Below are 26,221 nucleotides of genomic sequence, written 5' to 3'. Positions count from 1 at the left end.
GTCCGTTCCCGGACAAGGCTGAAACGCTTGGATAGTAAGCTTTTGGGATGTTGTAAGGCGGTTCCCTATGGTTACCCAGAATCCACAGGATAATGGCCTTCGGCGGATGATCTGCCTGTCAAGTTCGTTAAGCGCTTGCGTCCCAGAATCAGGGTTTGTTAACCATTCCGTACTAGCGTTTCGAATCAGTTCAAAAGAGCATCCGTCGCAAGCCCGGTGGCGGATGAACAGCCTACCGCTGTTTCAAAGCTCAAGGGCAAGGGCTGGGGATTGAACATGCGCGTACTTCTGATCGAAGACGACAGCGCGACAGCGCAAAGCATCGAACTGATGCTGAAGTCCGAGAATTTCAACATCTACACGACGGATCTCGGAGAAGAGGGCATCGACCTCGGCAAACTCTACGATTACGACATCATCCTTCTCGATCTGAACCTGCCCGACATGTCGGGCTATGAGGTTCTGCGGACGCTCCGCGTCGCGAAGGTGAAGACGCCGATCCTGATCCTCTCTGGCATGGCCGGCATCGAGGACAAGGTGAAGGGTCTCGGCTTCGGCGCCGACGATTATCTCACCAAGCCGTTCCACAAGGACGAGATGGTGGCCCGCATCCATGCGATCGTGCGCCGCTCGAAGGGTCACGCCCAGTCGGTGATCACCACCGGCGACCTGATCGTCAACCTCGACACCAAGACGGTCGAAGTCGGCGGCGCCCGGGTGCACCTGACCGGCAAGGAATACCAGATGCTGGAGCTCCTCTCCCTGCGGAAGGGCACGACCCTCACCAAGGAGATGTTCCTCAACCACCTCTACGGCGGCATGGACGAGCCGGAGCTGAAGATCATCGACGTCTTCATCTGCAAGCTCCGCAAGAAGCTGGCCAACGCTTCCCAGGGCCGCAACTACATTGAGACCGTCTGGGGCCGCGGCTACGTGTTGCGCGAGCCGAACGAGGCGGAAGAGCGGATTGCGATCTGACGCGAAGCCCGATCCGAAACGAAAAAGCCCGGCATTGAGCCGGGCTTTTCTTTTGTGCACTTGGAGGAGGCCCGGCTGCCCTAAGCGGTCGCAGCCTTGATCGTCACCTCGTCGCCCTCGATGGAGAAGGCGATGGTCATGTTCGACGCGCGCGCCACCATGCCGGCGTAATAGATCTGGATGCCGTGGGCATCAACCGTGCCGGTCTCTGAACTGCCGGAGAGGAGCGCCTCGGAATGGGCGGGAATGCGGGCATTCAGGCCTTTGGATACGATGGTGAAGGCGCAGTTCTCGGCGTCTCCCGTCACGGTCACGGCAATCGAGCCGCCCCGGGGAATGGCCGTGGTGGCGATCATCACCAGATTCAGGAGCAGCTTCACCCGGTTTTTCGGGAACAGGAGCCTGGGCGACGACCACGAGAAGCTGATCTTGTCGTCGAGGAACAGCCCGCGGCCCACCTGCTCGGCATCGCCGAGATCAATGGAGGCGCCGGCGGAACCCGCCGCCCCGAAGGCAAGGCGGGCGAACTGGAGGCGGGCCGAGGCCTGCCTGGCGCTTTTCTGAATGAGATCGAGCGCGAAGTCGCGCATGGAGGCGTCGCTGTCGTCCTCCAGGACCTCAAGCCCGTTGACGATCGCACCCACCGGCGAGATCACGTCATGGCAGACGCGTGAGCAGAGGAGAGCAGCGAGATCGAGCGAATCGAGGGAGATCGTGGCCATGAGGGCTCCGGAGGCACCGTAAAGTCAGCTGTACGTTCATGAAATCGAGATTTCGAGGCGCATGAATACAGCCAAACAGGAAAGAGAACGTGAACCGGGATAGCCGGCTCCGAGTTCTTTGGAAAGCGGGCAAAAAGACATCGACAGCCCGCATGGGAACAGGCAGAAATTCATGATGCGCTTCGATGGACAGAACCCCGACGAGATCGCCCTGAGGCTCGCTCACATCGCCTGGGAAGCAGGACGGGTCCTGCGCGGCATGGAGAGCGCGCTGATCGACAAGCGCATCAAGGACGACGGCACTCCCACGACGGACGCCGATCTGGCGGCGGAGCAACTGATCATCCGGCGCCTGAACGAGGCCTGGGACGGCGTTCCGGTGGTGGCGGAGGAAACCTCCAGCACGGCCCAGACGGCCGATTACTTCTTCCTGGTCGACCCTCTGGACGGCACGGGCGACTTCATCCACGGCACCGGCGAGTATAGCGTCAACATCGCCCTGATCCGGGGTGACCGGCCGATGGCGGCCGTGGTGGCCGCTCCGGCCATGGGGTCGATCTGGATTGCCGGCGAAACCGCCCGCGTGAGCCCCCTGCCCGATGGCCAGGGAACGGACTTCGCGTGGCGCGAAGCAAAGGTGCGCCCCGCACCCGAGAAAGACCTCGTGGCGCTGGTGAGCCGCCGCCACGGCGACGTCGCCACGGAAGCCTGCCTCTCGGTCCTGTCGATCGGCACGCGGCGCATGACCTCCTCAGCCCTGAAGTTCTGCCTCATCGCCTCCGGGGAGGCCGACATCTATGTGCGCTGCGGCCCGACCATGGAATGGGACACGGCGGCGGGCGACCACATCCTCACCTGTGCCGGCGGCAGCGTGGTCGGACCGGGGGGAGCGCCCCTCACCTACGGCCACGAGGACCGGGGCTACCTGAACGGCCCCTTCGCGGCTATCGGCGACACGGCTCTGGCGCCCCGCCTCGACCTGCCGGTTTCAGCCGCCGTGGCCTAGGACGGCTTTCAAGTCGGACAATGTCTTGATCTTCAGCCGGACGCTGCTGGCCTCCGGCCACCGGGCCTGAATGACGCCCCATGGTCCGCGCTCCACATGGATGGCCTGCATCCCGAGCGCCTGAGCGGGCAGCACATCGTTGTCGATGCGATCGCCCACATAAACGATGCCCTTGGGGTCGAAGCCTGAAAGCTCCACGATGATCTCGAAGAACCTGGGGTCCGGCTTCGCGACTCCCCAGCGTTCCGCCGATCCGATCACGTCCGCCTCGACCCCTAAGCCCTTCAGGAACTCCTCCGTTGCCCGGGAGTGGTTGCCGGCAAAGCCGAGACGGTATCCTTGAGCCCGTGCCCATTGGAGCGTCGGGATCGTGTCGGGGAAGAGGTCCGACGCCAGAAAGCCGGGCGGCAATCCCGCCTCTGCCTTCTTCTCCCTCTCCCGAACGAGATCGATCCCGGGCCGGGCATCGCTGAAGACCTCGCGGTAGTCGCCCCTCCGCTCGATGACCGCGCCCAGGGCCGCGAAGAACGTGCCGGCCGGCATCCCGAGCCATTCGGCCCAGGAGGTCCAAAAGCGCTCTTCGCTCACCAGCGTTTCACCCACGTCGAAGACCAGCATTTTCGGGCGCATAGAAGATCTTCCCCTTATGGCGACATTCATCTCTATTGCCCTGAAGGGCATTCCGTACAGAGATTGTTAGGGTTGATCACCGTAAGGTTCGAGCCTCGATAGCAGCCTTTCGGTCCATGACGGCCGGATTGTCCCCTGTCTCATGCGAGGAGATAGCCTATGCGCTCCCGGTCCACGTTTCTTGCAGCTGCGGCCCTTGCCGCCCTGATCGGCGCCCTGCCCCCGCAGGCCTCCGCCCAAACCGTCCAGCGCGCCTACGTTGCCAATCCCGGCAGCCCGGATTCCTTCCATTCCGATGAACTGGTCCAGTCCGGCCATCAGTTCTTCGGCTCGGCCTCCCGCGGCCTCGCCCTGGCCCTTCAGGAGGCGATCCGCCGCTGGGGCGAGCCCAACGGCTACATCCTGGGCCAGGAGGCCTCCGGCGCGTTTTTCGGCGGCCTGCGTTACGGCGAGGGCAAGCTCTTCACCCGCAATGCCGGGGACCGCCGCATCTTCTGGCAAGGCCCCTCCCTCGGCTTCGACGTGGGTGGCGACGGCGCCCGCACCATGATGCTGGTCTACAACATGCCTTTCACGGATGCGCTCTATAAGCGCTTCGTCGGAATCGACGGCTCAGCCTATTTCATCGGTGGCTTCGGCGTGACGGCCGTGGCGGCGGACGAGATGGTCGTGGTGCCGATCCGGGCCGGCGTCGGGGCCCGTTTGGGCGTCAATATCGGCTACCTGAAGTTCACCTCCGAGCCGACCTGGAACCCCTTCTAGGATCCTGGACGATCAGCCGCCAGTTCCGAAGCAGTGGAAACCGCCCCCGGATGCGCTACAACGGGCCGTCTGGAGCGTTAAAGTCTCTGGAAAGCGGCGCGGGCACAAGGCAAGGTGCTTGAGCGTTACAGGTCAAGCACCTTGGAGTTGGCGTCGGCGTGATCGAAATAATCATGATTTTCGCGTTGGGGTTCGTCGTAGCCTCCCTGATCGCGCTCCTGATCATCCCTGCCGTCAATGCCCGTGCGGAACGTCTCGCCCGTCGCCGGGCGGAGGCTCTCTTTCCCATGTCGATCTCGGAACTGACGGCCGAGAAGGACCACCTGCGGGCGGAGTTCGCCGTTCTGCAGCGGCGGATCGAGCGCAAGGCAGACGAAGCCCTGGCCTACAAGCGCGAAAGCATGGAAGAACTGGGCCGGCGGGCCATCCGCATCGAGGCCCTAGAGAGCACCCTTGCCGAGCGTGACCAGACGGTGGCCCAGCTCGACGTCGATCTCGCCAGCACCCATACGCGGCTGGCAGCGACCGAGGACGATCTCGCACAGACCAGGAACTTCCTGGCGAGCACCCGCGAGACCCTGGCCGCCCTTGAGAATGCACACCGGGCAACCCTGAACGAGCTGTCCAACACCCGCATGGAACTGGAGCTCACCCAGCAGGAGCGCTCCAGGATTAAGACGGAGCTCCTCCATACGGAAGAGAAGCTGGCCCGCCTGGAGGTAGAGCATGCCGACACGGAGCGCCGCCTCACGGTAGCCCTGAGCGACCTCGACACCAGGCGCATCACCATCTCGGACCTCGAGACCCGCCTCATGACCCAGACCGCCCGGGGCAACGACTTCGAGCGGGCCCTGAACGAGCGGCACAGCGAATTGTCCGAAGAGCGCCAGCGCCTGGCGGAACTCGCCAAGGGCGTTGCCGCCGAGCAGGAGCGCGGCCTGATCCTGGAGCAGCGAATCCGCGAGATCGAAGCGGAGCGTGACGAGGCACAGGAGCGGCTCGCGAACCTGGAGGTCTCCGGAGGCCAGAACGATGAGCTGCGCCGCCAGATCTCGGAGGTGGCCGCTCAGATCATGAACGGCGCCGGCGCCCGCCCGAACGAGGCCAGGCCCCGCGAGAACAAGAAATCACGCGAGGGCAAGCGGCGCCGCTCGGTCGGCAAGCAGCTCCCCGCCTCGTAGGCTCCTTACTTCGGATCGATCTGCTGATTGCCGCCGAAGCTGTCCGGCGGACGGATGACCGGCGTGGTGCCGGGGTTGGGCACGGGCGCCGGCACGGTGATGTCCGGGGTTGCAGTCTCCGGCGGACGGATCACCCCGTCAGTCTGCTCGAGCTTCTCGCTCAAGGTATTGGTCGACCCCGTCGTCGACGGGCCGTTGCCGCCGGAGAGGTTACTGTCGGGCTCCACCTTCTCGGCCGGCATCTGGTGCGGCGCGGGCATATTGGGTGCCTGCTGCTGCAGAACCTGAGGATTTTGGGCGAGCGCTGCCGTCCCGAGGCAGCCGGCCAGAATCGTCGATAGGACCAGAACACGGTTCATGGGTCGCTCCTTTGCAAGGCAACGGGCGACCCGATGGCCGGTTCCGGCCGCGCTACTCGGCGGCCAGGGCCGGGGTGCGGGCCATGGACAGGTAGAGCTCGCGCAGCTGCTTCGTGACCGGACCGGGCTTTCCGTCGGCAACGGGGCGCCCGTCGATCGACACGATGGGCAGGACGAAGTTCGAGGCGCTGGTGAGGAAGGCCTCAGCGGCGTCATAGGCCTCTTCGACCGTAAACCGGCGCTCCTCAAGGGGGATACCGGCCTCTTCCGAGAGCCGCAGGAGGGACTTGCGGGTAATGCCGGGCAGGATCGCGTTCGAGAGCGGACGCACCACGATGCTGCCTTTCTTCGTGACGATGAAGCCGCTCGACGAGCCGCCCTCGGTCACGAAGCCGTCCTCCACCAGCCAGGCCTCCTGGGCCCCGGCCTCCTTGGCCGCCTGCTTGGCCAGGACCTGGGCGAGCAGGTTGATCGACTTGATGTCCCGCCGCGCCCAGCGCTGGTCCGGCACGGTCACCACCGCAATGCCGGTCCGAGCCGCGGGAGCGTCGGCGATGGCCTTGGCCTGGGTGAACATGGCGACCGTGGGCTCGGCATCCTCGGGGAAGAAGAAGTCCCGCTCCGCCACGCCGCGGGTGACCTGGAAGTAGATAAAGCCTTCCGTCATGCCGTTGCGACGAACGATCTCTTGCTGGAGGGACGTCCACTCGGCTCTCGAATAGGGGTTGCGGATGCGCACCTCGGCAAGCGACCGCTCCAGACGCTCGAGATGGGCCTCGTTGTCGATCAGCTCGCCGTCGAGCACGCCGATTCCCTCGTAGACCCCATCCCCGAACAGGAAGCCGCGATCCATGAAGGGCACCTTGGCCTCGTCGATCGGCAGGAATGAACCATTCAGGAAAACGATGCGGGACATGGAAACCTCAAAAGTCGTAACCCGACTCAACCAAGCTTAACCGATGGGCAGCCGAGCCGCTCGACCTATATCGCCAAGAACCCTGCAAGCTAAGGCGATAGGTACCCCCATCGTGAGACCGGCGCTACTTCTCATTTCAAACCTTCTGCCGCTCCTGTTCCTGAGCGTTCCGGCCAGCGCCGGTCCTCAGGCAGCCCAAAGATGGTTCAACGAGCGCGGTTATGTGGAGCCTGCGGGAGGACGCATCATCGCCTGTCACGGCTATGGATGCACGCGGCGGCTGGCGCTCTCGATCGACGGAGGGTTGCTGAGCCGGGCACGCGGGATCCTGAGGGCGGCGCAGGGGTCCCCGGCTGCGGAGAGGCGGGCTTTGGCCGAGGTGATCGGATCATACACCGCTTACTTGTCCGTCTCCCTGGGCGGGAAGCCCGATGTTCCGGGGTCGCCGGCCCAGATGTCGGGCGTTCACGGGCAGATGGACTGCCTGGATGAGACCGCGAATACGACCAGTCTGCTCCTCGTTCTGCAGGAGCGCGGGCTCCTCACCCATCATGTGGTGGAGCATCCGGTATCGCGGGGGTTCTTCCTCGATGGCCGCTACCCGCATTTCACGGCGGTGATCGCGGAGAAGCGCACCGGTGAGGGATGGGCCGTTGACCCGTGGAAGAAGCCCCCGGGTCGGAGACCGGAGATCCTGCCGCTCGATCAATGGCGGCAGGCCTCCTGATAAGCCTGAGGCGAAATTTCGCTTATTTCAGGTGCTGGGCGAGGTGCTTGTTCATCTCGAACATCGTCACCTTCGGCTTGCCGAAGATCGGCTGAAGCTTGTCGTCGGCCAGGATCTCGCGCTTGTTCTCAGGGTTCTGCAGATTGTTCTTTTTGATGTAGTCCCACATCTTGCTCACGACCTCGCCACGCGGCAGCGGGTTCGAGCCAACGATGGCGGCCAGCTCCTTGGACGGCTGCAAGGGCTTCTGAAGGGCATTGGGCTTGGAACCGGCAGCCTTCTTCGCGCCGGCTTTTCCGTCAGTCGTCTTGGTGGCCATGTATTCCTCCGGGAATGGCGTGGGGAAGCTCGTCTACAGCCTTGGATCAGGCTCGAAAAGCATATTGACCAACCTTCAGTCGGACATTCCGAGGAGTGTTCACAGACCCCGGCCCCCTGATGAAGGTCAATTCCGGCAGAGCTTATGTCCGCTCAACGCCGTCAGCAAGATCGAGTTCAGGAATTTAGGCTGTTTTCGGAAAGGGCAGGATGTTGGAATCTCTCTCCGTGGGCTGCCGTGTGGTTTCAGCAACATGGGACAGGCGTTTCATGCGCTCCGCAGCGGAGACCACATGGGAGACGATCACCTCGTTGGGGCATGGCTTCGCCAGGAAGGCCGCCCCGGGAGGAAGGTCCCCGACGGAGGGGAATTGCCGCCCTGACATGATCAGAATTTCGGTTCCAGGCCAGAGTTCATGCACCTGATGCGCCAGTCTGAAGCCGTTGCAGCTCGTCGGCATGTCCACATCGGTCAGAAGCACTTCGACCTGCAGCCCCGCCTCCATCAGCACCAGCGCCTCAGCGCCGTTGGCCGCCTCAACGACCCTGAAACCGGCATCTTCGAGAAGCTCGGATAGGAAGAGACGGATCAAGGGCTCGTCTTCGACCAGAAGAACTGTGGACTGACCAGGCAACATCACTTCGTGACTCATGACGCAATACGCAACAACGACTCCTGATCGGGTTGGTTCCAATAGGCCCGAAATGGACGAAACTTTATCCTGTTGCTCGCAAGGTGGATTGTCGTTTCTCCACGTGCTTGGCCAGACCCTCGGTCGCAATGTTCTTTAGCTTCGCCTCAATCTCGAAATCGGACCAGGAGAGATGACTCATCACCAGATCGTTGACGGCCTCGTTCCACATCAGGTCCGAGTGCGCCCGCAGATCCTTCGGTTTGATCCCCGTCGCAACCAGCGCCCTGAAATCCGGAAGAGCCCCAATGTCCTGATCCGGAAGCAGACCCTCCCGGGACACGCTCACATGGCTCACCGGCCTCACATCGCGCCAGGATGCGATAATCAGGGCAATGCGCGGATCGTCCGGCTCGATGTACTCACCTTGGCTCATGATCCAGTGATGGTGGAGATCGAGAACGAGCGGCACGTCGTTCACGAGAGGCAGGAGATCGTCGAGACCGAAGCTCACCTCGTCGTTCTCGATGGTGATCAGGTTGCGTGCGGTCTGCGACAGATGCGCAAGTCCACTCCTGATCCCTTCTGCGCCCAGGGCCTTTGCGCCGCCATGGATGTTGATGTGCGCGCCGTGCGGATGCCACCCCTGGCCGTAGCCCATGAGGGCCATGACCTCGGCGTGATACTCGAATTCCGCAATGCCGTTCTTCGCCGCCGAAGGATTGGCGGAGGCGATCACGCAGAACTGGCCGGGATGCATGCTCAGGCGCACGTCCCTGTCCCGGGCGAGACGCCCGGCCTGTGCGAGCTTCGTCTCGATCAGGTTGCGCAGATCCGGGTCGCGATAGAGGTCCCGGCAACTCGGATGGGTGTAGCCAGGGAGCAGGTCGCTGGACAGGCGGTGGAGACGTTCCAGCTTCGGCCGCTCCGATACGTGCTCGATCTGCAGACGGAAGGCTTCGAGGTTGTGAGCGACGACGGCGGCGAGCTTGTCGTAAGCGGCCTGCGGCTCGAGACGGCTCAGGTAGGCCATCGTGACCGTAGTCGTGTTCATGGCGCGCGCCGCCTGCGCCGAGCCGTCTTCGGGAATATACTTGCAGCAGAAGCCGAACCGGAAGTCTTGCATGATGAGGGAAGTCACCGGGCGGCGGCAGGTTCCTCCGATTGCGGATCGTCAACAGTGAAGGAGATTGGGCACCGCGTGCTCGACGGTCTTCAGCAGCACCTTCTCTTCGAACGGCTTTGCCACGAAGGCGGCCCGCTGCAGGAGCTGCGGCAGATCGGACGGGGCGGACGCGGACACGAAGACGAACGGAATACGGCGCTCCATGAGGGTCTCGGCCACGCCGAAACTCTTGCCGCCAATCACGTCGATGTCGAGCAGCGCGCAATCGAACCTGTCATCGAGGTGCTGGTAGGCTTCGGCGAGCGAGCTGACGGAGTCGACGACCTCATGCCCGTCGGCTTCCAGAATGGCCTGCAGGTCGAATGCGATTGCCGGATCGTCTTCCAGGATCAGAATACGCATGCCCCAACTCCATCACCGATCCTTGAGGAGGACCGCCTTTCGCGCAGAGCCTTCGCGATAGGAGATTTTGGCCCTGCCGAAGCCAACAAACTCGAAGGAGCCTCGTTCCTGAAGGTCCTGCGATGAGTCAGGAATTTAGCGGGACAGGGTTAAGAAACTTCACCAAGCTCTTGAATCCGGTGCAGGCCAACCCCATCTCATGGTCACGCTGGCGGCATCCGTGCCGACCAGAAGCGGTCACGATGCCGAGATGATGACGCCGGATGTACGCGCATCATCTCGCCGTGACCGTTGTCGTTTCTGCAGGGTGGTCCAGCATCTCGACGGTTGCTGCGAAACCACAGCAAAAGGGCGCCGGTTGTTGCCGGCGCCCTTTGCGTTCGTCTCGATGCTTGCGTCAGTGGCGATTGGCGTCGCGCTGATTGCCGAACTCGCTCTCATGCCGGCTGAACTGCGCGTCATCGCCGCTGAACGTTTCCTCGACATATTCACGACCGCGGCTGGCAGCATCGCGAGCGTAGCGGAGACCCTGATTGCGAACCTCGTCCGCCCATTCGCCGAACATCTCGTTCTCGCGGCGGGTGCGAGGCAGAAGGGCGCCGAGGAGCAGACCCGTGGCCAGGCCGACGAGGCCCACCACCATGGGGTTCTCGGACACGTAGCTCTGGACGCCGCCGCGCGCCTGGCCGAAAGCCCGCGAGGAGCGGCCACCCATCCTGTTCATGCGACGACGCTGCTGCGAATAGGTGCCTGAAGCCCAATCGGAGGCGCGCTCATAGGTGTCGCGCGCCCAATCTGAGGCGCCCTCATAGGCATCCCCGGCCTTCTCACGCACTTGGTCGGCAGCCTGCTGCGCCTTTCCCGTCATGCCGCCCTGGTCCTGCGCATTCCGCTGCGAGGACTGGCCCGATGACTGACCGGACGACGAGCCCTTGGACTGGCCGGCAGATTGCGTGCCGCCTGTCGTCGATCCGGTGCTCTGAGCGGACTTCTGATCGTGGGCGTGGGGCATCGGAGCCTCGCCGATATTGCCGACCGACGTGCCGGCGGACACCTTGCCGGCAGTATCGGTGCCGCTCTGCTTGTCCGCACCCGGCTTGCCGGTTTCGTTCTTGGTATTTGCCATCGAAAGCTCCTGTTCGATTCTTCAGTAGCGGGAATTCATGCCGGGCCGCTCGAACATCGGGTCCGTCGCAGGCTGAGGAACGGCTTCCGTCCCATACAGACGAGGATCCTCCACCTCCATCAGCAGATGCTCCTCCGTGATGAGATCGTCCTCGGCCACGATCAAGCGCGCCTGCCGCACAGGACGGGTCGGACGGCCGAGGCGATACGCGAGAAGCCCGATGCCCATGGCGATCAGCATCACCGGCACGGGATTACGCCTGACAGTATCCAGAACCCGGTCGTAGAGCGGTCCGTACTGCCCGTTGCGGGCAGTTCCGAGCACATCGTCGACGACGCCGGAGACGGTCATCTTGTCCTGGAGACGATCGATAGTCTGGTCGAGCTGAGCGCGGCTGCGCTCGATGTCCCTCTCCAGCTCATGCAGGTTCTGTGACGTCATCATGCACCTCTTTCAGACAGGACTTCCGCATCGCGCTTGAGCGAGCGCATGGTCCTCTGCGGCGTCAGCGACGAGGCCGTCATGGCGCTCCGTCCCCACAGCCCGAGGCCGATGGCGATCACGGCCAGCACGCCGCCGACGATGAGTGCGGCGAGCGCTTCGGATTCGACGACGGTCGCCAGCCATTCCACCAGGGACTCGGTGAGAAGGATGACGGCCGCGATTGCGAAGACCGCCGCGACGACCACCATGGCGAGACCCATGAACAGGGTTCGCATGTTCTGCGAAACCTCGGTCTTGAAGAGGGTGAACTCCTTCTGCGCAAGATCGGTCGATTCCCGCAGCGCCTCACCCACGAGACCCTGGATGGTTTGATTGCCGTTGCCCTGCATGGGAGCCTCCATCAGGTGCTGGCCTTGGCGCGCGAGCGCTGGCCCTGCTGCCGAGCCTGCGCTTGACTGCGCTGAGCCTGACCGGAATTCACGTGGTCATAGCGCAGTTCCTCGGCCGTGCTCTTGATGAAGCGCGCCGCCAGGAAGCCGACGGCGACCGTGACGGCCGCGACGGTCGCCGGCCGGCGCCGGACCACATCCTCGAACTCATTGAAGAAGTCAGCGAAGGAACGATCGCGGATCGAGCCCGCCAGCTGCTCCAGCCCTTCGGCCGCTGTGTCGACGACGGCGCGGATGTTGGGCCGCTCGTCGAAGGAATGTGTGGATTCGCGCAGAGTCGTGGCAAAGTCGGCGACCGACTGCGCGACGTCGTCCTTGCGGCGGTCGACATAATCCGTCGCCTGTTCGCGAGCGGTGTCGATGAAATGGCGGCTGCGCTCCACGGCGGCGTCAGCCATGCCACCGACATCGCCTTTCAGCGCATCCCATTCCTCGTTGCCGTTATCCTGCTGCCTATTGGTGTTTTGCTGTCCCACGCCCATGGTCAACCTCTCTCATTCGTGAGGGAGTAACCATTAGAAGCGCGGCAGGTTCCGAATGCTCCTCGAAACCGGGATTTCAGGGCCCGCCGGACCGTGTGCCTAGCCGACGGAGGCGAGCCAATCCACGAGGTCGGCGACCTTTCTGCGCGCCTCGTCGTCCTTCAGGCGCAGGAAACCCCGCACCAGCCGGTCGCTCTCCGACCGGGTCAGGAACTCGGCCATGAGGCTGTCGCCGGCGAACCCGCCCGTCCGAAGGCCTGGAAGGCCCTCGAAGAAGAATTCGATGCCCACGTCGAGAATGCCGGCGATCTGGAGCAGGCGGCTGGCCCCGATGCGGTTCACGCCCTTTTCGTATTTCTGAACCTGCTGAAAGGTGAGTCCCAAGGCGTCCGCAAGCCGTTCCTGGCTCATGCCGAGCATGGTCCGCCGGGCCCGCACCCGGCTGCCGATGTGCCTGTCGATGTGGTTGGGCGACTTCTTCTGCAAACGCAGCTCCTGCTTTTAGCTCAGCTTAGACGGTCTATGCCGTTTTCCAAACTTTTGGTAGCATATTTATCAATTTCACCTTTTAGTCGCAATTCGACTGGGAGATGCTAGTGAGCGGTCGCAACTTCGACTACGCAACGGAAGCCTTTGATTTCATAGATGGATTGGATCAATTGGCCACGCCGGAGGATGTTGTGGATGCAGTGGCGAAATCATTCATGCTCTTCGGGTTCGAAAACTTCATCATCACAGGCCTCCCCAACCCCAAAGAAAGATTCGAACATGTCGTCTTGCTGAAGAAATGGCCCAAGGGCTGGTACGACATCTATGCTAAAGAAGATTACGTGAGGTCGGATCCAATCATCCGGCTCTGCAGGACAACAGCTCAACCTTTCGAATGGTCTGAAGCTCCCTACAATCGGGACACGGAGCCAAAGGCTGCCGAGGTCATGGATCGTGCGACGGATTTTCGGATGAGCAAGGGCTTCTGCCTGCCGATCCATGGGATTAACGGGTACGAGGCCTGTTTCTCCATGAGCGGCATGGATCTGGACCTCTCCCCCCGAACAAAGCCGGCCCTGCACCTGATGGCCATGTATGCCTTCGAGCGCGCCCGACAATTGCTTGATCCTAGCCCATACAGGAGTTCAGGCCTCCTCACACCTCGGGAGCGCGAGACTCTCATGTGGGCAGCGGCAGGGAAATCCGCGGCCGATACAGGGGATATTCTGGGCATTACGGAACGTACGGTAACGGCTCACATCGCCAGTGCCTGTCAGAAGCTCGATGCGGTCAACAAAACACAAGCCGTAGCGCGGGCCCTTCAGTACAGACTGATAGGGTTATGATGTTTACCTGTAACTTCCTACAATACCCCTCCGCGTCCGGATGCGCGAAAACCCCTGTATTGATGAAGGTTGGGGGAGCAGCGCACGATGACACAGATCCATGTTATCACCGCCGATAATCAGGGTTTCTACAAGAACAAATTAGAAGAATACTTCCACCTCAGGCATGAGGTCTTCGTCAATGAGCGAAAATGGCGCGACCTACACCAACCTGACGGACGGGACATCGATGCTTACGATAACCAAAACGCGGTTTATCTGCTCGCCATAGACCAGGATCGGGTCGTTGGAGGCCAACGTCTGTATCCTACTCTTTGCCCCATATGTTGAGCGAAGTCTTCGGCCACATGGCCCAGCGAGGCCTCCCAAGAGCGCACGACATTTATGAATGGACCCGCTACTTCGTGGTCAAGGAGAGGAGAATGGGGCGTACGGATTGCCGACTTCTTGCTGCTATTCAACAATTCTGCCTTGAGGAAGGCGTGACGGAGCTCACCGCAGTTGTCGAAATGTGGTGGCTGCCCCGTTGGCAGCAGGTTGGCTTCCAGGTTCGTCCCCTAGGGTTGCCCACGATGATTGAAGGACAGCCCTGCATCGCTGTTTCGATCAAGATTTCAGAGGAAAGCTTGGATCGCGTTCGCAGCCTTGCCGGCCTACGCGGCTCCAGCCTCGTGCGTCAGGCACATATCTCCCTTCTTCTGGATCGGGCTCCCCATGTCGCTGCCTGACGGGATCCCTCCTGTAACCGCCTTCGTTCAGGAAGAGATGGCTGAAGGAGCCACCCAGACGCTGGCGGCCTGCCTCTCACAGCTGCCGCCGATCGTGCGGCTGAGGCTCCTCGCCTTCATGCATCTGGTCGAAGATCCGGCCGCCATGGAAGCCGCACTCGAAATCACCCCGTCGGGCTCCATGCGGCTCACCCTGGATACGGCCGTCACGCCCTGCCCGGCCAATCGCCACTGAGCCTCCCGCCTCCAGAGGCTCATAAGAAAACCCCACGCTCCCGGGCGCGGGGTTTTCGATATGAGATGAAACGTCAGGCGGCCTTGGTGTTGACGCGCGCCTCGGCAAGCTTGGTCAGAAGCTGGTCGGTCTTCTTCTCTTCCTGAAGGTTCTGGTCCAGGAGCTTGGCGGCATCGCGCATGCCCAGTTCCTCGGCCCAGGTCTTCAGGGAGCCGTAGCGGGTGATCTCGTAGTGCTCCACCGCCTGGGCGGCGGCCAGAATGCCGGCATCGAGAGCCTCGCTCTCGGCGAAGTCTTCCATGACTTCCTTGCCTTCCTCGATGATGCCGTTGATGGCCTCGCACTGCACGCCGCGAGCGGGCTTGCCGAGCATCTCGAAGACCTTCTCCAAGCGCTCGATCTGGCCTTGCGTTTCTTCGCGGTGGGTTTCGAACGCCTCTCGCAGTTCCTCCGACTCGGCATTCTTCGCCATCTTCGGGAGTGCCTTCAGGATCTGCTTCTCGGCGTAGAAAATATCCTTCAGGGTATGAAGGAACAGGTCTTCTAAGGTCTTTTCCTTGGCTGGCATGGTGACAACTCCTTGGTTGAAGCGTGGACTCAACGGAGGCCAAGGTTGGAGGTTCCGGCCCTCTTCCGGACTCTTTTTCACAGGGGAACAACACCGCTTCGGGTCGCGTTCGGCCCCAAGCCAATCAAGGAGAAACGACGTGTCGAACATGATATCCGCCAAGGCCGGATCGCTGATGAACGGCGACCCCAATCTCAGCACGACGGAGCGCAGCGTCTATATGCTGGCCGGCCTCGGCTTTGCGGCCGCAGCCGCCAAGCCCCGCCCCAATCCGCTCCTGAACATCCTGGCGCTGGCGGGCGGGTCCTATCTGGCCTGGCGCGGCTATGTGGGCCAATGCCCGGTCAAGGCGGCCCTGACGGGCTCTTCGGAAAGCGGCCGCCTCGCGCATTACAACTGAAACGAGAGGGGCCACAGCGTCCGCTGTGGCCCCTTAACGTCTGAAGTCGGTTCCGGCGCGATCAGTACGACGAGGTCGAACGGCGCCCGGCGATCAGGCCATAGATGAAGAGCACGACGATGGCGCCTACGATGGCGCCGATGAAACCGGCCCCCTCATCCGCCCGGTACCAGCCCAGAGCCTGTCCGAGATAGGTGGCGACGAAAGCGCCGACAATGCCGAGAATCGTCGTCATGATGAAGCCTGACGGCTCGTTCCGGCCCGGCATGATCCATTTCGCGATCAGACCGGCCACGAAGCCGATGATGATGGTCCAGATGATGCTCATGAGAGAGTCCCTGTCAGTGTTGCCTCCACTGGGAACGCACATCTTCGGCTAAGGTTGCGGCGGAGCACCGTACCGATTGCCTTTTCATGATCCCGCCGCACTTAAAGATGACGCTTGCCGTTCATCGATGGGAGGTCTCGAGCATGAATTCTTCCGGCGGTTCCTGGAGCTACGAATCCGTCCAAACCCTTCTGAGTCTGGCCCGGGAGGGAATCCCGGTCTCGGTGATCAGCCTGAAGCTGAAGCGGTCAATCACGGAGGTTCGAGCCAAGCTCGACGAACTCGGCATCACTCCAGCGGCGGAAGTGTAAGCTGCGGAACCCGAAAAAATCATCGTTCAGGGCGGCTGCTCCAGAGGAGGCATGGCGTCTCAAAGCAGCCATGTCACGATGCCTGCAACAACCGCAGCAAGAGCCAGAATACCCGTTCCCAGTGCGAGTGCCGGAGCGGAAATCGAGCGAACGTCCTGGTTGTTGATGTTCTTGGATGTCTGCCGGTAGCGCCGGAAGGCGAAGCCGATGATGATGAGCGCCAGAAGGATCGGAAGGGTGGCGCCGCCTCGGATGAGCCATTGCGGTTGCACATCTCCGAAGAGACGAGCGAAGCCAACCGCAACGGCAAGCGCCGCCATGGCCGTGCGCCACCATGCCGAGAGGGTGCGCTCGGCGGCAAGCATCGTTCGATCATTAGCTAGATCGACCCGGTTCGCTGCACCCGAGTTTCCATTCGCCCCAGCAGGTTTATAATCCAAGAGAGCTATCCTTTCCTGCAGACCGTCTGGGCTTAACGCAGGTGCAGCGGCAGGTATCCCACGCCTAGGCCTTCGCTGAGCGGCACATGGCAGGGCGCTAGGATCTTGAAAGGGGCCGGGAGGATCGGTTTTGTTGCCTTGCTTCCATAGGCTTCCCGATTTGCATTTCTGGGAAGCAGGCTTTGAACCTGCGGAAGCTAAGTGCTTGAAGGAAATGGCGCGCCCGAAAGGATTCGAACCTCTGACCCCCAGATTCGTAGTCTGGTGCTCTATCCAGCTGAGCTACGGGCGCCTGACCGGCTCATTCGTTGCGGGAAGCAACGTTGGCCGAGGCCGGTGACATAAAGGGATCTGACCCGGTTGGCAAGCCTCTTGTGCGCAAGTTTTGCCGGAAAGGTCAGCTGGCTTCCGCGCTTGAAAGCCGGTCGGGGATCGTGATCTTGAAGCAGGTCTTCCCCTCTCCCTCGTCGAGGACGATGGTTCCGCCGTGGAGCTGGACGAGTTCGGCCGCGATCGGCAGCCCCAGGCCCGTGCCGCCCTTCTGGGCCGAACCCTGGAACGGCGCGAACAGATTGGCCTTGGCCCGCTCGGGGATGCCGGGTCCGTTGTCCTTGATCAGGATGACGACCGTGCCGTCTTCCCGGCGGGCGGAGACATGGATGCACGGCATGCCTTCCGGCGAGCCGGTCTGGCTGAGCGCCTGGACCGCGTTGCGGACCACGTTCACGAGGACACGGGAGAGCTGGTCCGGATCCGCGTCGATCATCAGATCCGCAGGAACCTGTGCCTCGAAGGCGATCCCGACCTCGGGGGCCAGATCTGTCAGGTTCGACAACTCGTCGATCAGCGGCGCCAGGGGGATTAGCCGCCGCTGCGGCAAGGGCTCGGTCGCCCGTCCATAGGCCAGGGTCGTCTCGCAGAAGGAAATCGCCCGGTCGAGGGTGTTGACCAGCCTGGGGGCGATCCGCTGCACGGAGTCGTCGCTGACGCGGTCCAGGCGGTCCGTCAGGAGCTGAGCGGTCGTGAGCATGTTGCGCAGCTCGTGATTGATCTTGCTGACGGCGAGACCGAGCTGGGCAAGCCGCCGCTTCTGGCGCAGCTCGTCGGCCAGGGTTGTCTCCATCCGGGCCAGGGCCTGCTCGGCAAGGCCGATCTCGTCGACGCGATGCGTCGGCCTGATCACCCGGGAGGCATCCTCGGGATTGCTGGAGAACTCCGCGATGTTGCCGGTGAGGCGCCGCACCGGCCGCACGATCACCCATTGCAGGGTGAGATAAACGAGACCCGCCGTGATGATGGAGATGAACAGGGACAGGAACAGGATGTTGCGCGAGAATTCGATCATGGCGTGGCGCAGGGGCCGCTGGTCGAGAATCATTTCGACGAAGTCGACGCCCATGCCGGACCCGATCACCCGGATCGGCTTGTCGGCCGGGTTGAGCAGGACATCGAAGGCATCCTGAACCATGGTGGTCCACCGGGCGTCCCGCAGATCGACGGTCTTGCTCACCTCCGTGGGGACGTCGCCTGCCGCCAGAATGCTCCTGCGCCCCCCACCCCGCAAGGCGATGGCCCGGGCGCCGACCCCCTGAAGGAGGCGAACCTCAAGATCCTCCGGAAGGCTTTCCTCGGGTGCCGCATCGAGCACCATGGCGGCAATCTGCGCCGCGGCGAGGCGGTCGTTCAGCCATGTCAGGCGGAAATTGGCCACGGAGGGCACGTAGATGAGCACCTCAGCGATCATCACGAACAGCACCGTGAGCAGAAGCAGGCGCGCGGAGAGCCCGAACTGGCTCATGATGCGCCCTGCAAGGGAGGTCTGCCCACCTGTCATGTCCGGTTTCACCCCAAGCGGCGCATCAGGGACACCAGCCGCCGCACCCAGGGATTCTGAGCCGAAGGCCTGAGAAATTCCACCGCCGCACTCTTCGTCGCCTCTGAGAAAGTAGGGTAGGCATAGATCAACCCGGCCAGATCGGAAACCTTTAAGCCGCGGCTCATGGCCAGAACCCACGGCATGATCAGCTCGCCCGCATGCGCGCCGGCGATGGAGCAGCCCAGGATCCTGCCGCGCGGGGTGACGACGGCTTTCACGTGCCCCTCGGTCTGTCTCTCCGTGCGAGCCCTGTCGTTGTCGGCAAAAGCCCAGCGCAGGATGCGGATGGCTCCATGCCGTTCCCGAGCCTGCGCCTCCGTCAGCCCGACGGAGGCCAGCTCCGGCGCCGTGTAGGTCACGTGGGGGATGGGAGCTTTCCCGACGCGGACGGGAAGCCGGAACAGGGCGTTCCGGATCACCAGGCCCGCATGGTGATTCGCCACATGGGTGAACCGGGCGCCCGCGCCCGCCCCGCCGGCGCAATCGCCGATGGCATAGACGCGCCGGTTGGAGGCCCTGAGCCCGTGGTCGACCCGGATGCCGGATGGATCGGTTTCGATTCCCGCAGCCTCCAGGCCCATCCCGTCCACAACCGGCTTTCGGCCCGTTGCCACGAGCAGATGGCTCCCCTCGATTCTTTCTCCGCCACGAAGGACAACTGCGACGCCCGCTTCCGCCGGGTCGACCCGGTCGATGGAGGCTCCGGTCCGGACGGCAACGCCGTCCGAGCGCAGGGCCCGATCGACGACATGCGCCATCTCGGGATCTTCCTGGGCCAGGAGCCGCTCGCCGGCCTCCAGAAGCGTCACCTGCACGCCCAGGAGGCGGTAGGCCTGGGCCATCTCGACTCCCACGGCTCCGCCGCCGATGACCACGAGATGTCCAGGTCTATCCACCAGGTCGAAAACGGTCTCGTTGGTCAGATACGGGACCTGATCGAGCCCGGGAATCGGCGGGACCGCCGGGCGGGAGCCCGCCGCGATGACGAAGCGGCGGGCCCGGATCGCCTGGCCTGCGGCCACAACGGTATGAGCATCGGTGAAGCGAGCCTCGCCCTCGATCACCCGCACGCCCATGGCCCGGTAGCGCGCCACCGAGTCGACCGGGGCAATGGCCGCAATGGTGCCCTTTACATGCGCATGGATCCTGGCGAAGTCCACGACCGCCTCCCCTGCCCCGATGCCGAAATCTCCGGCTTCGCGCATGCTGCGAACATGAAGCGCCGCGGCAATCAGCGCCTTCGACGGAACGCAGCCCACATTCAGGCAGTCGCCGCCCATCCTGTTCTTCTCGATGAGCACGACCGAGACGCCGAAGGAAGCCGCGATGGCGGCGACCGACAGGCCGGCGGACCCGGCGCCGATGACGCACAGGTCGGGCTGCAGGAGAGGCCTGCCCTCTTGGTCTGCCCGACTCACCATCAGCTCCTGCTCGCTTCGCGACGGCGCCACTGCTTGAGCGCAATCGGGATCAGCGCCAGAATTCCGAGCAGAGCGAGAGCAGTCATAAGCTCGGGGGTCAACAGGCTGCTGGCATTGAAATCAATGGGGCAATCGCCCCGCCCCAGGGCCAGGCACTCGGCCCGCTGCCGGTGATGCTTCGCGATGATCTCGTCGAGCCCCGATCCGGCCAGGGCGAAGGCGAACGAGGCCGGCAGCATGCCGAGCTGGGTTGCCAGGACATAGGGCCTCAGGCGCATGCCGAAGAAGGCAGCCGCCAGGTTCGTCAACCAGAACGGCACCACCGGGATCAGCCGCAGGGACAGAAGGTAGAGGAAGGATTGCTTCCTGAACCCGGCCGCAAGGCCCTGGATGCGGGCGCCCGCCCGTTCGAGCAGAGGGCGCCCCAGGGAGGACCGGGCAATGAGGAAGATATTGGTCGCCCCGAGCGTCGCGGCGAGATTTGCCGTGACCCCCCCGAGAGGCCAGCCGAAGAGATAGCCCCCGATGGCGGTCAGGAAGGCGGATGCCGGCAGCGAGAGGGTCACAGCCGCCACATAGATCAGACCGTACAGCCCGAGCATGGCCGGGCCATGGGCGTCCACGAGATCCTGCAGCCAGGCTTGATAGCGCACGAAGGTGTCGAACGTGAAAGAGCGGTGGACGCCCGTTGCGAAGACGGCTCCGATCGCCGCCAGGACGAGCGCCAGAGGCGCGAAGCGCCAGAATCGGCCTGCCTGCTGCGGGCTCTCCGGCTTCGGATGTATTGCGGCCACGTGTCCTCCTGAAACCGGTGTGGTATGTAGGGCGCGGTAAGGTCAAGCCTAAGCGCCCGTCACAGCTTGGTGAGGAGGGGCCGGATTGCCGCACGAAGGCCAGAGCGGCGTTGACTTTGGCCCTCCGTTCCTTCATAAGCCCGCAAGCTGACAGCGCTCTTCTTGGGGCGCTGATCGTTTTTTCGAGACAGTTTCGGGGGAAACCCCATCACACCCAGACGGGCGCGAGCCTTCGAGCACCGCTGCCCCCATTCGACCGGAGAAGTGCCGTGAAGAGGACGTATCAACCGAGCAAGCTGGTTCGCAAGCGCCGCCACGGCTTCCGTGCGCGCATGGCGACCAAGGGCGGCCGCAAGGTCATCGCCGCTCGCCGCGCCCATGGCCGCAAGCGCCTGTCGGCGTAAGCAGCCGCTAAGGACAGCCCGATGCGCGAGCCTCGCGCCGCGTCAAGCCTCGGGCGTCTGACGAAAAGACCTGACTTCGTCGCGGCGGCCTCCGGCCGCCGCTTTCATACCGAGCGGATGACGGTCCAGGCCCGATTGCGCGAAGGCACCGGCCTCGGCCTGCGCTTCGGCCTCACGGTCACGAAGCGGGTCGGGCACGCCACCGAGCGCAACCGCATCAAGCGCCGGCTCCGGGCCGCCATCCCGACGGCAGGCCAGGACTACGCAACCATCGATGCGGACGTCGTCATCATCGGACGGCGAGACATCCTCTCCGCCGAGTTCGACGTGCTCATCGACGATCTTCGGCGCGCATTGCGGGCGGTCACCAAGCCGAAAAGCGCCCCTCCCGCAGAGCGCACTTCCTCCTCACCTCCCTCCAACGGCGAGCGTCGCGGACATTCCCATGCGTGATGACAACAAAAACCTCATCGTCGCCATCGTGCTGTCGATGGCGGTCCTGCTAGGGTGGCAGTACTTCTTTGCGGCCCCGGAGGCCGAAAGGCAGCGCCTGGCCTCCCAGCAGCAGCAATCCACGCAGGTCAATCCCAATGCGCCGAACCCGCCGGCCAGTCCGAGCCAGGCCGGGGGCGCTGCTCCCACCGTGCCGGGAACGGTGCCGGCTACCCCGGTGGCTCCCACGGTCGAGACCCGCGAGGCGGCGCTGGCCCGCTCGCCGCGTGTGGCCATCGACACGCCCACCATTGCCGGCTCGATCAACCTGCGCGGCGGCCGCATCGACGACGTGGCGCTCAGGAACTACCGCGAGACCGTCGACCCGCGCAGCCCCAACATCGTTCTGCTGTCGCCCGCTGGCACCCAGAGCCCCTATTACGCCGACTTCGGCTGGGTTGGGACCGGGAACGGCCCCGTGCCGACCGCCGAGACGGTGTGGACCGCCGACAGCACGACCCTGACTCCCTCGACTCCGGTGACGCTCACCTGGGACAACGGCCAGGGCCTCGTCTTCCGGCGCACGATTTCCGTGGACGGGAAGTCCATGTTCACGGTGAAGAATGCCGTTGAGAACCGCGGCACCGCGCCGGCGACTCTGCACCCCTACGGCCTCGTCTCCCGCCACGGCAAGCCGACGACGCTCGGCTATTACGTGCTCCACGAGGGCCTGATCGGCGTCCTGGGCGACAAGGGCCTGCAGGAATACACCTACGACGCCATCGCCAAGGAAGACCCGGTTCCCGCCGGCCAGAATACCGTCGGCGAGGTGTGGGAGGGCGTGAACGGCGGTTTCGTCGGCATCACCGACAAGTACTGGGCCGCCGCGGTGATCCCGGATCAGACCCAGCCCTATCAGGGCTCCTTCACCATGCGCCAGGGCCCGACGGGCCAGATCTATCAGGCCAACATGCTCGGCGCGGCACAGACGCTCCAGCCCGGCGCCACCACGGAAGTGACGCAGCGCCTGTTCGCGGGCGCCAAGGAAGTCGCGACCGTCGACGCCTATCATGAGGCGCTCAACATCAGGAACTTCGACCTCCTGATCGATTGGGGCTGGTTCTACTTCATCACCAAGCCGCTCTTTAAGGTGCTCGACTTCTTCTTCCACCTGTTCGGCAATTTCGGCATTGCGATCCTGCTCGTCACGGTGCTGCTGAAGATCCTGTTCTTCCCGCTCGCCAGCAAGTCCTACGCCTCCATGGCGAAGATGAAGGCGGTGCAGCCGGAGATGGTCTCGATCCGCGAGCGCTTCGCCGACGACAAGATGAAGCAGCAGCAGGCGCTGATGGAGCTCTACCGGAAGGAGAAGATCAATCCGGTCGCAGGCTGCTGGCCGGTGCTGATCCAGATCCCGGTATTCTTCGCGCTCTACAAGGTGCTCTTCGTCACCATCGAAATGCGCCACGCGCCGTTCTTCGGCTGGATCCGCGACCTCGCGGCACCCGATCCGACGTCCATCTTCAACCTGTTCGGCCTGCTGCCCTACAATCCGGGCGCGGTGCCGGTGCTGGGTCCGTTCCTCATGCTCGGCGTGTGGCCGATCCTCATGGGCATTACCATGTGGCTGCAGATGAAGATGAACCCGGAACCGCCGGATCCGGTCCAGAAGCAGGTTTTCGCCTGGATGCCGGTGATCTTCACCTTCATGCTGGGCTCCTTCCCGGCCGGTCTCGTGATCTACTGGGCCTGGAACAACCTTCTCTCAGTGACCCAGCAGGCGTTCATCATGCGCAAGAACGGCGTGAAGATCGAGTTATGGGACAACCTGCGCAAGACCTTCAGCCGCAAGGCCAGCCCCGCCAAGGGCTGAACGGCGCCAGACTGAAATGCGATCATCCCCGGGCCTGTCCCGGGGATTTTCTTTTGAGGATGGCGCAGGCGCCGTCATTTCTTCCAGGCGCGCCGCATCTATATCAGTGCTCGATGAAATGCGGTGACGGACAATGAGCGCCAAGCAAAAGCCGAAGCAGGACGAGCCTCGTGAGATCGAGCTGAAGCTGGAACTCGCGTCGGGCATGGCCGAGGACCTGCTTGCGCATCCCGCCCTCGCCAAGGCGCGGCCGCTGCCCAAGCAGAGCGGCCAGCTCCATGCAGTCTATTTCGACACGGACGACTATGCCCTGCATCGCGAGGGCATCAGCCTGCGCATCCGTCGCAAGAAGGGCAAGGCCGTCCAGACCATCAAGGCCGAAGGCCCGCACAAGGGCATCGCCATGGATCGCGGCGAGTGGGAGACCCCGGTGGATGGCGAGCTCGACCTGTCCGCCGCGACCGGCACCCCTCTCGAGAAGCTCGTCGCGGACAAGGCTCTGCGGGCGAGAATCCAGCCGGCCTTCAGGGTCGAGACGGACAGGAAGGCCTTCGAGGCCAAATTCGACGGCGCCGTGATCGAAATGGCCTTCGATCGGGCCAAGGCGACAGGCGGCGACAAGGCGACGGCTTTTTCTGAGGTCGAGCTGGAGCTTCGGCAGGGCGACGCAGGCGCCCTCTTCGCCTTTGCCCGCCGCTTGAGCGAGGCCGCGCCCCTGCGCCTCTCGACACTGGCCAAATCGGAGCGCGGCTACCGCCTTCTCGACGGGGGACCCCTTAGTCCCTTCAGGTCCGAGAAGATCAAGCTGTCGAAGGATGCGACCTGCGCCGAGGCGTTCCAGGTCATCGCCCGATCCTGCCTTGCCCAGATGGTGCAGAACGAATCCCTGGTGCGGCTCACCCAGGAACCCGCCGCCCTGCACCAGATGCGCGTGGGCCTGCGGCGCCTGAGGGCGGCCATCTCCCTGTTCAGAGCCCAGCTGCTGACCGATTCTGAGAGCGCCGAAATCCGGGACAATCTCCGCTGGGCCGGGCAGGCCCTGGGCGCGGCCAGGGATCTGGATGTGTTCATCGAACGGCTGCGCTCCCTGGAGGACGCCGCGCCGGACCCGTCGCAGATGGAGGAGATCGAGCGGCGCCGGACGGAAGCCTACAGGGACCTGATCGAGACCCTCGAATCCCGCCGCTTCATGGATGTGATCCTGCAGACGGCCGCCTGGATCGAGGACGGAGCCTGGAGAGCTGCCGGCGAGAACGGGCGGAAATCCGCCCGGCGGCACTCTGCCCGGGATTTCGCGAAAGCCGAGTTGTCACGCCGCTTCAAGCGCATCCGCAAGCTCGCAAAGCACCTGCGGGACGTCGACGACGAGGAGCGCCACGAACTGCGGATCCGCATCAAGAAGCTGCGCTACGGCACCGAATTCTTCGCGTCTCTGTTCAAGTCCGGCAAGGCGCAGAAGCGCCGCAAGGCATTTTCCTCTCTTCTGGAGGAGCTTCAGGAAAATCTGGGAGACCTGAACGACCTTGCGGTCGGCGGCTCCTTTGCCCTGTACCTGCCGGCGGTTCCGCCCAAACGCCTGGAGCGGCAGCGAGCAAAGCTTCTCGACAGGAGCGAGGCCGCCCTCGCGGCCTTCGCCAAGGCCGACCCGTTCTGGCTGTGAGCCCGCGAGCGTCGGGAAATCGGAAAGGTGCCTTGAAGAAAGCGTTCCGAGCGCCGATAAGAGCCCCATGACCGAGACAACTCCCCCGAACCAGGACATCGATCCCTTCCTCGAGATCGGCCGCAAGCTCTTTGCCGGCGAGGCGGACTTCATCTGGGCCGCCAACTCCCTGAAGAACCTGCCGCCCATGAGCAAGGTGGAGATCGCCTTTGCCGGGCGCTCCAATGTGGGCAAGTCGAGCCTGGTGAATGCGCTCACCGGCCGTAACACCCTGGCCCGCACCTCTCATACGCCGGGCCGCACCCAGCAGCTCAATTTCTTCAATATCAACGACCGCTTCCACCTCGTCGACATGCCCGGCTACGGCTTCGCCGCCGTCGAGAAGCAGAAGGTGCAGGCCTGGACGCAGCTGATCCACGACTACCTGCGCGGCCGGGCGAGCCTTGCCCGCGTCTATGTGCTGATCGACGCCCGCCACGGCATCAAGCCCGTGGACGAGGCGGTGCTGGAGACCCTCGGCACGGCGGCCGTCTCCTATCAGGTCGTGCTGACCAAGGCGGATGAGTTGAAGCCAGGTGAGCTCGACAAGTGCATGGCCGATACGCTTTCGAAGATCGAGAAGCGCGCCGCCGCTTACCCTGAGATTCTGCCGACCTCGAGCCGCACGGGCTTCGGAATTCCCGATCTGCGCGCCGGGATCGCCAAGCTCCTGAGCGAGCGGGGCGCCGGATGAGCCTTGGGCTGAGGATCCTGATCGTCCTGGCCTCCCTGTCCGGTCTCCTGGGCGTAGGGCTCTCCGCCGCCGCGGCCCATATCACGGGCGGCAATCTTACGACGGCGGCGCAGTTCCTGCTCTTCCACGCCCCTGCCCTGCTCGCCCTCGTGGCCCTCGTCGCAGCAGGCGCCTTGAGCCCGACAATGGGGCAGATCGCCGGCTATGTGCTGGTGCTCGGCCTCGTCCTGTTCTGCGGCGACCTTTCCCGCCGCGCCTTTTCGGGGGTGGCGCTGTTTCCAAGGGCCGCGCCTACGGGGGGCATCCTTCTCATGATCGGGTGGTTGCTGGTGGGCATCTCCGCCCTTCTCCGTGTGAGAGCCTGAAGTCTCTGTTTGCAGCAGCGCCGTCTGAGGGAGGGAGCATCGGATTGATCCCAAAAGTG

Annotated in this window: 34 protein-coding genes, 1 tRNA gene and 1 pseudogene; 16 read left to right on the top strand and 20 right to left on the bottom strand. The window is 63.5% G+C overall.

Features of this window, described 5'->3' with window-relative positions; all coding sequences use genetic code 11:
- Positions 1-276: 276 nt before the first annotated feature.
- Entirely contained in the window at positions 277-978 is a 702-nt protein-coding gene (gene ctrA / locus JAO75_RS04365) for a response regulator transcription factor CtrA (RefSeq protein WP_114944720.1), read from the top strand.
- A gap of 80 nt (positions 979-1,058) precedes the next feature.
- Here the strand turns inward: ctrA and chpT are convergent, their stop codons facing one another.
- The gene (chpT, locus tag JAO75_RS04360) at positions 1,059-1,700 is read right to left on the bottom strand and encodes a histidine phosphotransferase ChpT (protein WP_199046998.1); all 642 of its coding nucleotides are present in this window, start codon (positions 1,698-1,700) and stop codon (positions 1,059-1,061) included.
- Between the two features lie 172 nt (positions 1,701-1,872).
- Here chpT and JAO75_RS04355 point away from each other — a divergent pair, with 172 nt between their 5' ends.
- Positions 1,873-2,706, top strand: coding sequence for a 3'(2'),5'-bisphosphate nucleotidase CysQ family protein (locus tag JAO75_RS04355; protein ID WP_199046997.1), 834 nt, complete (start codon positions 1,873-1,875; stop codon positions 2,704-2,706).
- Here JAO75_RS04355 and JAO75_RS04350 read toward each other — a convergent pair.
- Positions 2,689-3,336 (bottom strand): HAD family hydrolase, encoded by a 648-nt coding sequence (locus JAO75_RS04350; RefSeq protein WP_199046996.1) that lies wholly within the window; start codon positions 3,334-3,336, stop codon positions 2,689-2,691. The two genes, JAO75_RS04355 and JAO75_RS04350, sit on opposite strands and share 18 nt — an antisense overlap.
- 159 nt (positions 3,337-3,495) lie before the next feature.
- Between JAO75_RS04350 and JAO75_RS04345 the strand changes: the two genes are divergently transcribed.
- Positions 3,496-4,098, top strand: a complete 603-nt coding sequence (locus tag JAO75_RS04345; protein WP_199046995.1) for a DUF1134 domain-containing protein — start codon at positions 3,496-3,498, stop codon at positions 4,096-4,098.
- A gap of 173 nt (positions 4,099-4,271) precedes the next feature.
- Positions 4,272-5,279, top strand: coding sequence for a coiled-coil domain-containing protein (locus JAO75_RS04340; protein ID WP_199046994.1), 1,008 nt, complete (start codon positions 4,272-4,274; stop codon positions 5,277-5,279).
- 5 nt (positions 5,280-5,284) lie between these two features.
- Here the strand turns inward: JAO75_RS04340 and JAO75_RS04335 are convergent, their stop codons facing one another.
- Positions 5,285-5,638, bottom strand: coding sequence for a hypothetical protein (locus tag JAO75_RS04335; RefSeq protein WP_199046993.1), 354 nt, complete (start codon positions 5,636-5,638; stop codon positions 5,285-5,287).
- A 52-nt stretch (positions 5,639-5,690) separates the two neighbouring features.
- Entirely contained in the window at positions 5,691-6,554 is an 864-nt protein-coding gene (locus JAO75_RS04330; protein WP_199046991.1) for a D-amino-acid transaminase, read from the bottom strand.
- A gap of 112 nt (positions 6,555-6,666) precedes the next feature.
- On the opposite strand from JAO75_RS04330, the gene JAO75_RS04325 reads away from it, so the two are divergent.
- The gene (locus tag JAO75_RS04325; RefSeq protein ID WP_199046989.1) at positions 6,667-7,281 is read left to right on the top strand and encodes a hypothetical protein; all 615 of its coding nucleotides are present in this window, start codon (positions 6,667-6,669) and stop codon (positions 7,279-7,281) included.
- Positions 7,282-7,303: 22 nt separating this feature from the next.
- Here JAO75_RS04325 and JAO75_RS04320 read toward each other — a convergent pair whose 3' ends face one another.
- From JAO75_RS04320 to JAO75_RS04280, 9 genes are all read right to left on the bottom strand, one after another.
- Entirely contained in the window at positions 7,304-7,600 is a 297-nt protein-coding gene (locus tag JAO75_RS04320; protein ID WP_199046987.1) for an SWIB/MDM2 domain-containing protein, read from the bottom strand.
- 184 nt (positions 7,601-7,784) lie between these two features.
- Positions 7,785-8,237, bottom strand: a complete 453-nt coding sequence (locus JAO75_RS04315) for a response regulator (protein ID WP_199046985.1) — start codon at positions 8,235-8,237, stop codon at positions 7,785-7,787.
- A 79-nt stretch (positions 8,238-8,316) separates the two neighbouring features.
- Complete coding sequence (locus JAO75_RS04310; protein WP_199046983.1) at positions 8,317-9,357, bottom strand: apurinic/apyrimidinic endonuclease family protein; 1,041 nt, start codon at positions 9,355-9,357, stop codon at positions 8,317-8,319.
- A gap of 48 nt (positions 9,358-9,405) precedes the next feature.
- Positions 9,406-9,759, bottom strand: coding sequence for a response regulator (locus tag JAO75_RS04305; protein WP_199046981.1), 354 nt, complete (start codon positions 9,757-9,759; stop codon positions 9,406-9,408).
- Positions 9,760-10,156: 397 nt separating this feature from the next.
- Entirely contained in the window at positions 10,157-10,885 is a 729-nt protein-coding gene (locus tag JAO75_RS04300; protein WP_199046979.1) for a hypothetical protein, read from the bottom strand.
- A gap of 21 nt (positions 10,886-10,906) precedes the next feature.
- Positions 10,907-11,329 (bottom strand): DUF3618 domain-containing protein, encoded by a 423-nt coding sequence (locus JAO75_RS04295; protein WP_210340163.1) that lies wholly within the window; start codon positions 11,327-11,329, stop codon positions 10,907-10,909.
- Positions 11,326-11,718: a phage holin family protein gene (locus tag JAO75_RS04290; protein WP_199046975.1), complete on the bottom strand. Its 393-nt coding sequence runs from the start codon at positions 11,716-11,718 to the stop codon at positions 11,326-11,328. The genes JAO75_RS04295 and JAO75_RS04290 overlap by 4 nt, the downstream gene beginning before the upstream one ends.
- Before the next feature lie 11 nt (positions 11,719-11,729).
- Entirely contained in the window at positions 11,730-12,260 is a 531-nt protein-coding gene (locus JAO75_RS04285; protein ID WP_199046973.1) for a hypothetical protein, read from the bottom strand.
- Between the two features lie 99 nt (positions 12,261-12,359).
- Positions 12,360-12,752 (bottom strand): helix-turn-helix domain-containing protein, encoded by a 393-nt coding sequence (locus tag JAO75_RS04280; protein WP_199047366.1) that lies wholly within the window; start codon positions 12,750-12,752, stop codon positions 12,360-12,362.
- 98 nt (positions 12,753-12,850) lie between these two features.
- On the opposite strand from JAO75_RS04280, the gene JAO75_RS04275 reads away from it, so the two are divergent.
- The 3 genes and pseudogenes from JAO75_RS04275 (at position 12,851) to JAO75_RS04265 (ending at position 14,557) form a co-directional block, all read left to right on the top strand.
- Entirely contained in the window at positions 12,851-13,594 is a 744-nt protein-coding gene (locus tag JAO75_RS04275; RefSeq protein WP_199046971.1) for a helix-turn-helix transcriptional regulator, read from the top strand.
- A gap of 87 nt (positions 13,595-13,681) precedes the next feature.
- Positions 13,682-14,322 (top strand): annotated as a pseudogene (locus JAO75_RS25455) (acyl-homoserine-lactone synthase).
- A 37-nt stretch (positions 14,323-14,359) separates the two neighbouring features.
- Positions 14,360-14,557, top strand: coding sequence for a hypothetical protein (locus tag JAO75_RS04265; RefSeq protein WP_199046969.1), 198 nt, complete (start codon positions 14,360-14,362; stop codon positions 14,555-14,557).
- 73 nt (positions 14,558-14,630) lie between these two features.
- On the opposite strand, the gene JAO75_RS04260 is transcribed toward JAO75_RS04265, so the two are convergent.
- Entirely contained in the window at positions 14,631-15,125 is a 495-nt protein-coding gene (locus tag JAO75_RS04260; RefSeq protein WP_199046967.1) for a YciE/YciF ferroxidase family protein, read from the bottom strand.
- Between the two features lie 148 nt (positions 15,126-15,273).
- Here JAO75_RS04260 and JAO75_RS04255 point away from each other — a divergent pair, with 148 nt between their 5' ends.
- Entirely contained in the window at positions 15,274-15,525 is a 252-nt protein-coding gene (locus tag JAO75_RS04255; protein ID WP_199047365.1) for a YgaP-like transmembrane domain, read from the top strand.
- Positions 15,526-15,586: 61 nt separating this feature from the next.
- Here the strand turns inward: JAO75_RS04255 and JAO75_RS04250 are convergent, their stop codons facing one another.
- On the bottom strand, positions 15,587-15,853 hold the full coding sequence (locus tag JAO75_RS04250) for a GlsB/YeaQ/YmgE family stress response membrane protein (RefSeq protein WP_199046965.1): 267 nt from the start codon (positions 15,851-15,853) through the stop codon (positions 15,587-15,589).
- A gap of 143 nt (positions 15,854-15,996) precedes the next feature.
- On the opposite strand from JAO75_RS04250, the gene JAO75_RS04245 reads away from it, so the two are divergent.
- A complete protein-coding gene (locus tag JAO75_RS04245; RefSeq protein ID WP_199046963.1) occupies positions 15,997-16,164 on the top strand; it encodes a hypothetical protein in 168 nt (55 codons plus the stop codon).
- 59 nt (positions 16,165-16,223) lie between these two features.
- On the opposite strand, the gene JAO75_RS04240 is transcribed toward JAO75_RS04245, so the two are convergent.
- The 5 genes from JAO75_RS04240 to JAO75_RS04220 form a co-directional block, all read right to left on the bottom strand.
- Positions 16,224-16,529 carry a YidH family protein gene (locus JAO75_RS04240; RefSeq protein WP_199046961.1) on the bottom strand — a complete coding sequence of 102 codons (306 nt, stop codon included), beginning with the start codon at positions 16,527-16,529 and terminating at the stop codon, positions 16,224-16,226.
- A gap of 290 nt (positions 16,530-16,819) precedes the next feature.
- A tRNA-Arg gene (locus tag JAO75_RS04235) sits at positions 16,820-16,896 on the bottom strand.
- Positions 16,897-17,001: 105 nt separating this feature from the next.
- Positions 17,002-18,438 (bottom strand): sensor histidine kinase, encoded by a 1,437-nt coding sequence (locus tag JAO75_RS04230; RefSeq protein WP_199046959.1) that lies wholly within the window; start codon positions 18,436-18,438, stop codon positions 17,002-17,004.
- An 8-nt stretch (positions 18,439-18,446) separates the two neighbouring features.
- Positions 18,447-19,901 carry a dihydrolipoyl dehydrogenase family protein gene (locus JAO75_RS04225; protein ID WP_199046956.1) on the bottom strand — a complete coding sequence of 485 codons (1,455 nt, stop codon included), beginning with the start codon at positions 19,899-19,901 and terminating at the stop codon, positions 18,447-18,449.
- Positions 19,901-20,695 carry a VTT domain-containing protein gene (locus JAO75_RS04220; protein WP_199046954.1) on the bottom strand — a complete coding sequence of 265 codons (795 nt, stop codon included), beginning with the start codon at positions 20,693-20,695 and terminating at the stop codon, positions 19,901-19,903. The genes JAO75_RS04225 and JAO75_RS04220 overlap by 1 nt, the downstream gene beginning before the upstream one ends.
- 269 nt (positions 20,696-20,964) lie before the next feature.
- Here JAO75_RS04220 and rpmH point away from each other — a divergent pair, with 269 nt between their 5' ends.
- The 6 genes from rpmH to JAO75_RS04190 all read left to right on the top strand — a co-directional run bounded on the left by rpmH (position 20,965) and on the right by JAO75_RS04190 (position 26,162).
- Positions 20,965-21,099, top strand: coding sequence for a 50S ribosomal protein L34 (rpmH, locus tag JAO75_RS04215; protein ID WP_027314822.1), 135 nt, complete (start codon positions 20,965-20,967; stop codon positions 21,097-21,099).
- Between the two features lie 21 nt (positions 21,100-21,120).
- Positions 21,121-21,552, top strand: a complete 432-nt coding sequence (gene rnpA / locus JAO75_RS04210; RefSeq protein WP_199046952.1) for a ribonuclease P protein component — start codon at positions 21,121-21,123, stop codon at positions 21,550-21,552.
- Entirely contained in the window at positions 21,545-23,404 is a 1,860-nt protein-coding gene (gene yidC, locus JAO75_RS04205; RefSeq protein ID WP_199046950.1) for a membrane protein insertase YidC, read from the top strand. Before rnpA ends, yidC begins: the two co-directional genes overlap by 8 nt.
- Positions 23,405-23,537: 133 nt before the next feature.
- On the top strand, positions 23,538-25,064 hold the full coding sequence (locus JAO75_RS04200; protein ID WP_199046948.1) for a CYTH and CHAD domain-containing protein: 1,527 nt from the start codon (positions 23,538-23,540) through the stop codon (positions 25,062-25,064).
- Positions 25,065-25,131: 67 nt separating this feature from the next.
- Complete coding sequence (yihA, locus tag JAO75_RS04195) at positions 25,132-25,797, top strand: ribosome biogenesis GTP-binding protein YihA/YsxC (protein ID WP_199046946.1); 666 nt, start codon at positions 25,132-25,134, stop codon at positions 25,795-25,797.
- Positions 25,794-26,162: a DUF423 domain-containing protein gene (locus JAO75_RS04190; RefSeq protein ID WP_199046945.1), complete on the top strand. Its 369-nt coding sequence runs from the start codon at positions 25,794-25,796 to the stop codon at positions 26,160-26,162. The genes yihA and JAO75_RS04190 overlap by 4 nt, the downstream gene beginning before the upstream one ends.
- Positions 26,163-26,221 lie beyond the last annotated feature (59 nt).

The sequence above is a fragment of the Microvirga splendida genome (assembly GCF_016427565.1).
In the GTDB taxonomy this organism is placed as follows: Bacteria; Pseudomonadota; Alphaproteobacteria; order Rhizobiales; family Beijerinckiaceae; genus Microvirga; species Microvirga splendida.
The sequence above is the reverse complement of the archived record's forward strand: the minus strand, read 5'-3'. Positions and strand labels throughout refer to the sequence as shown.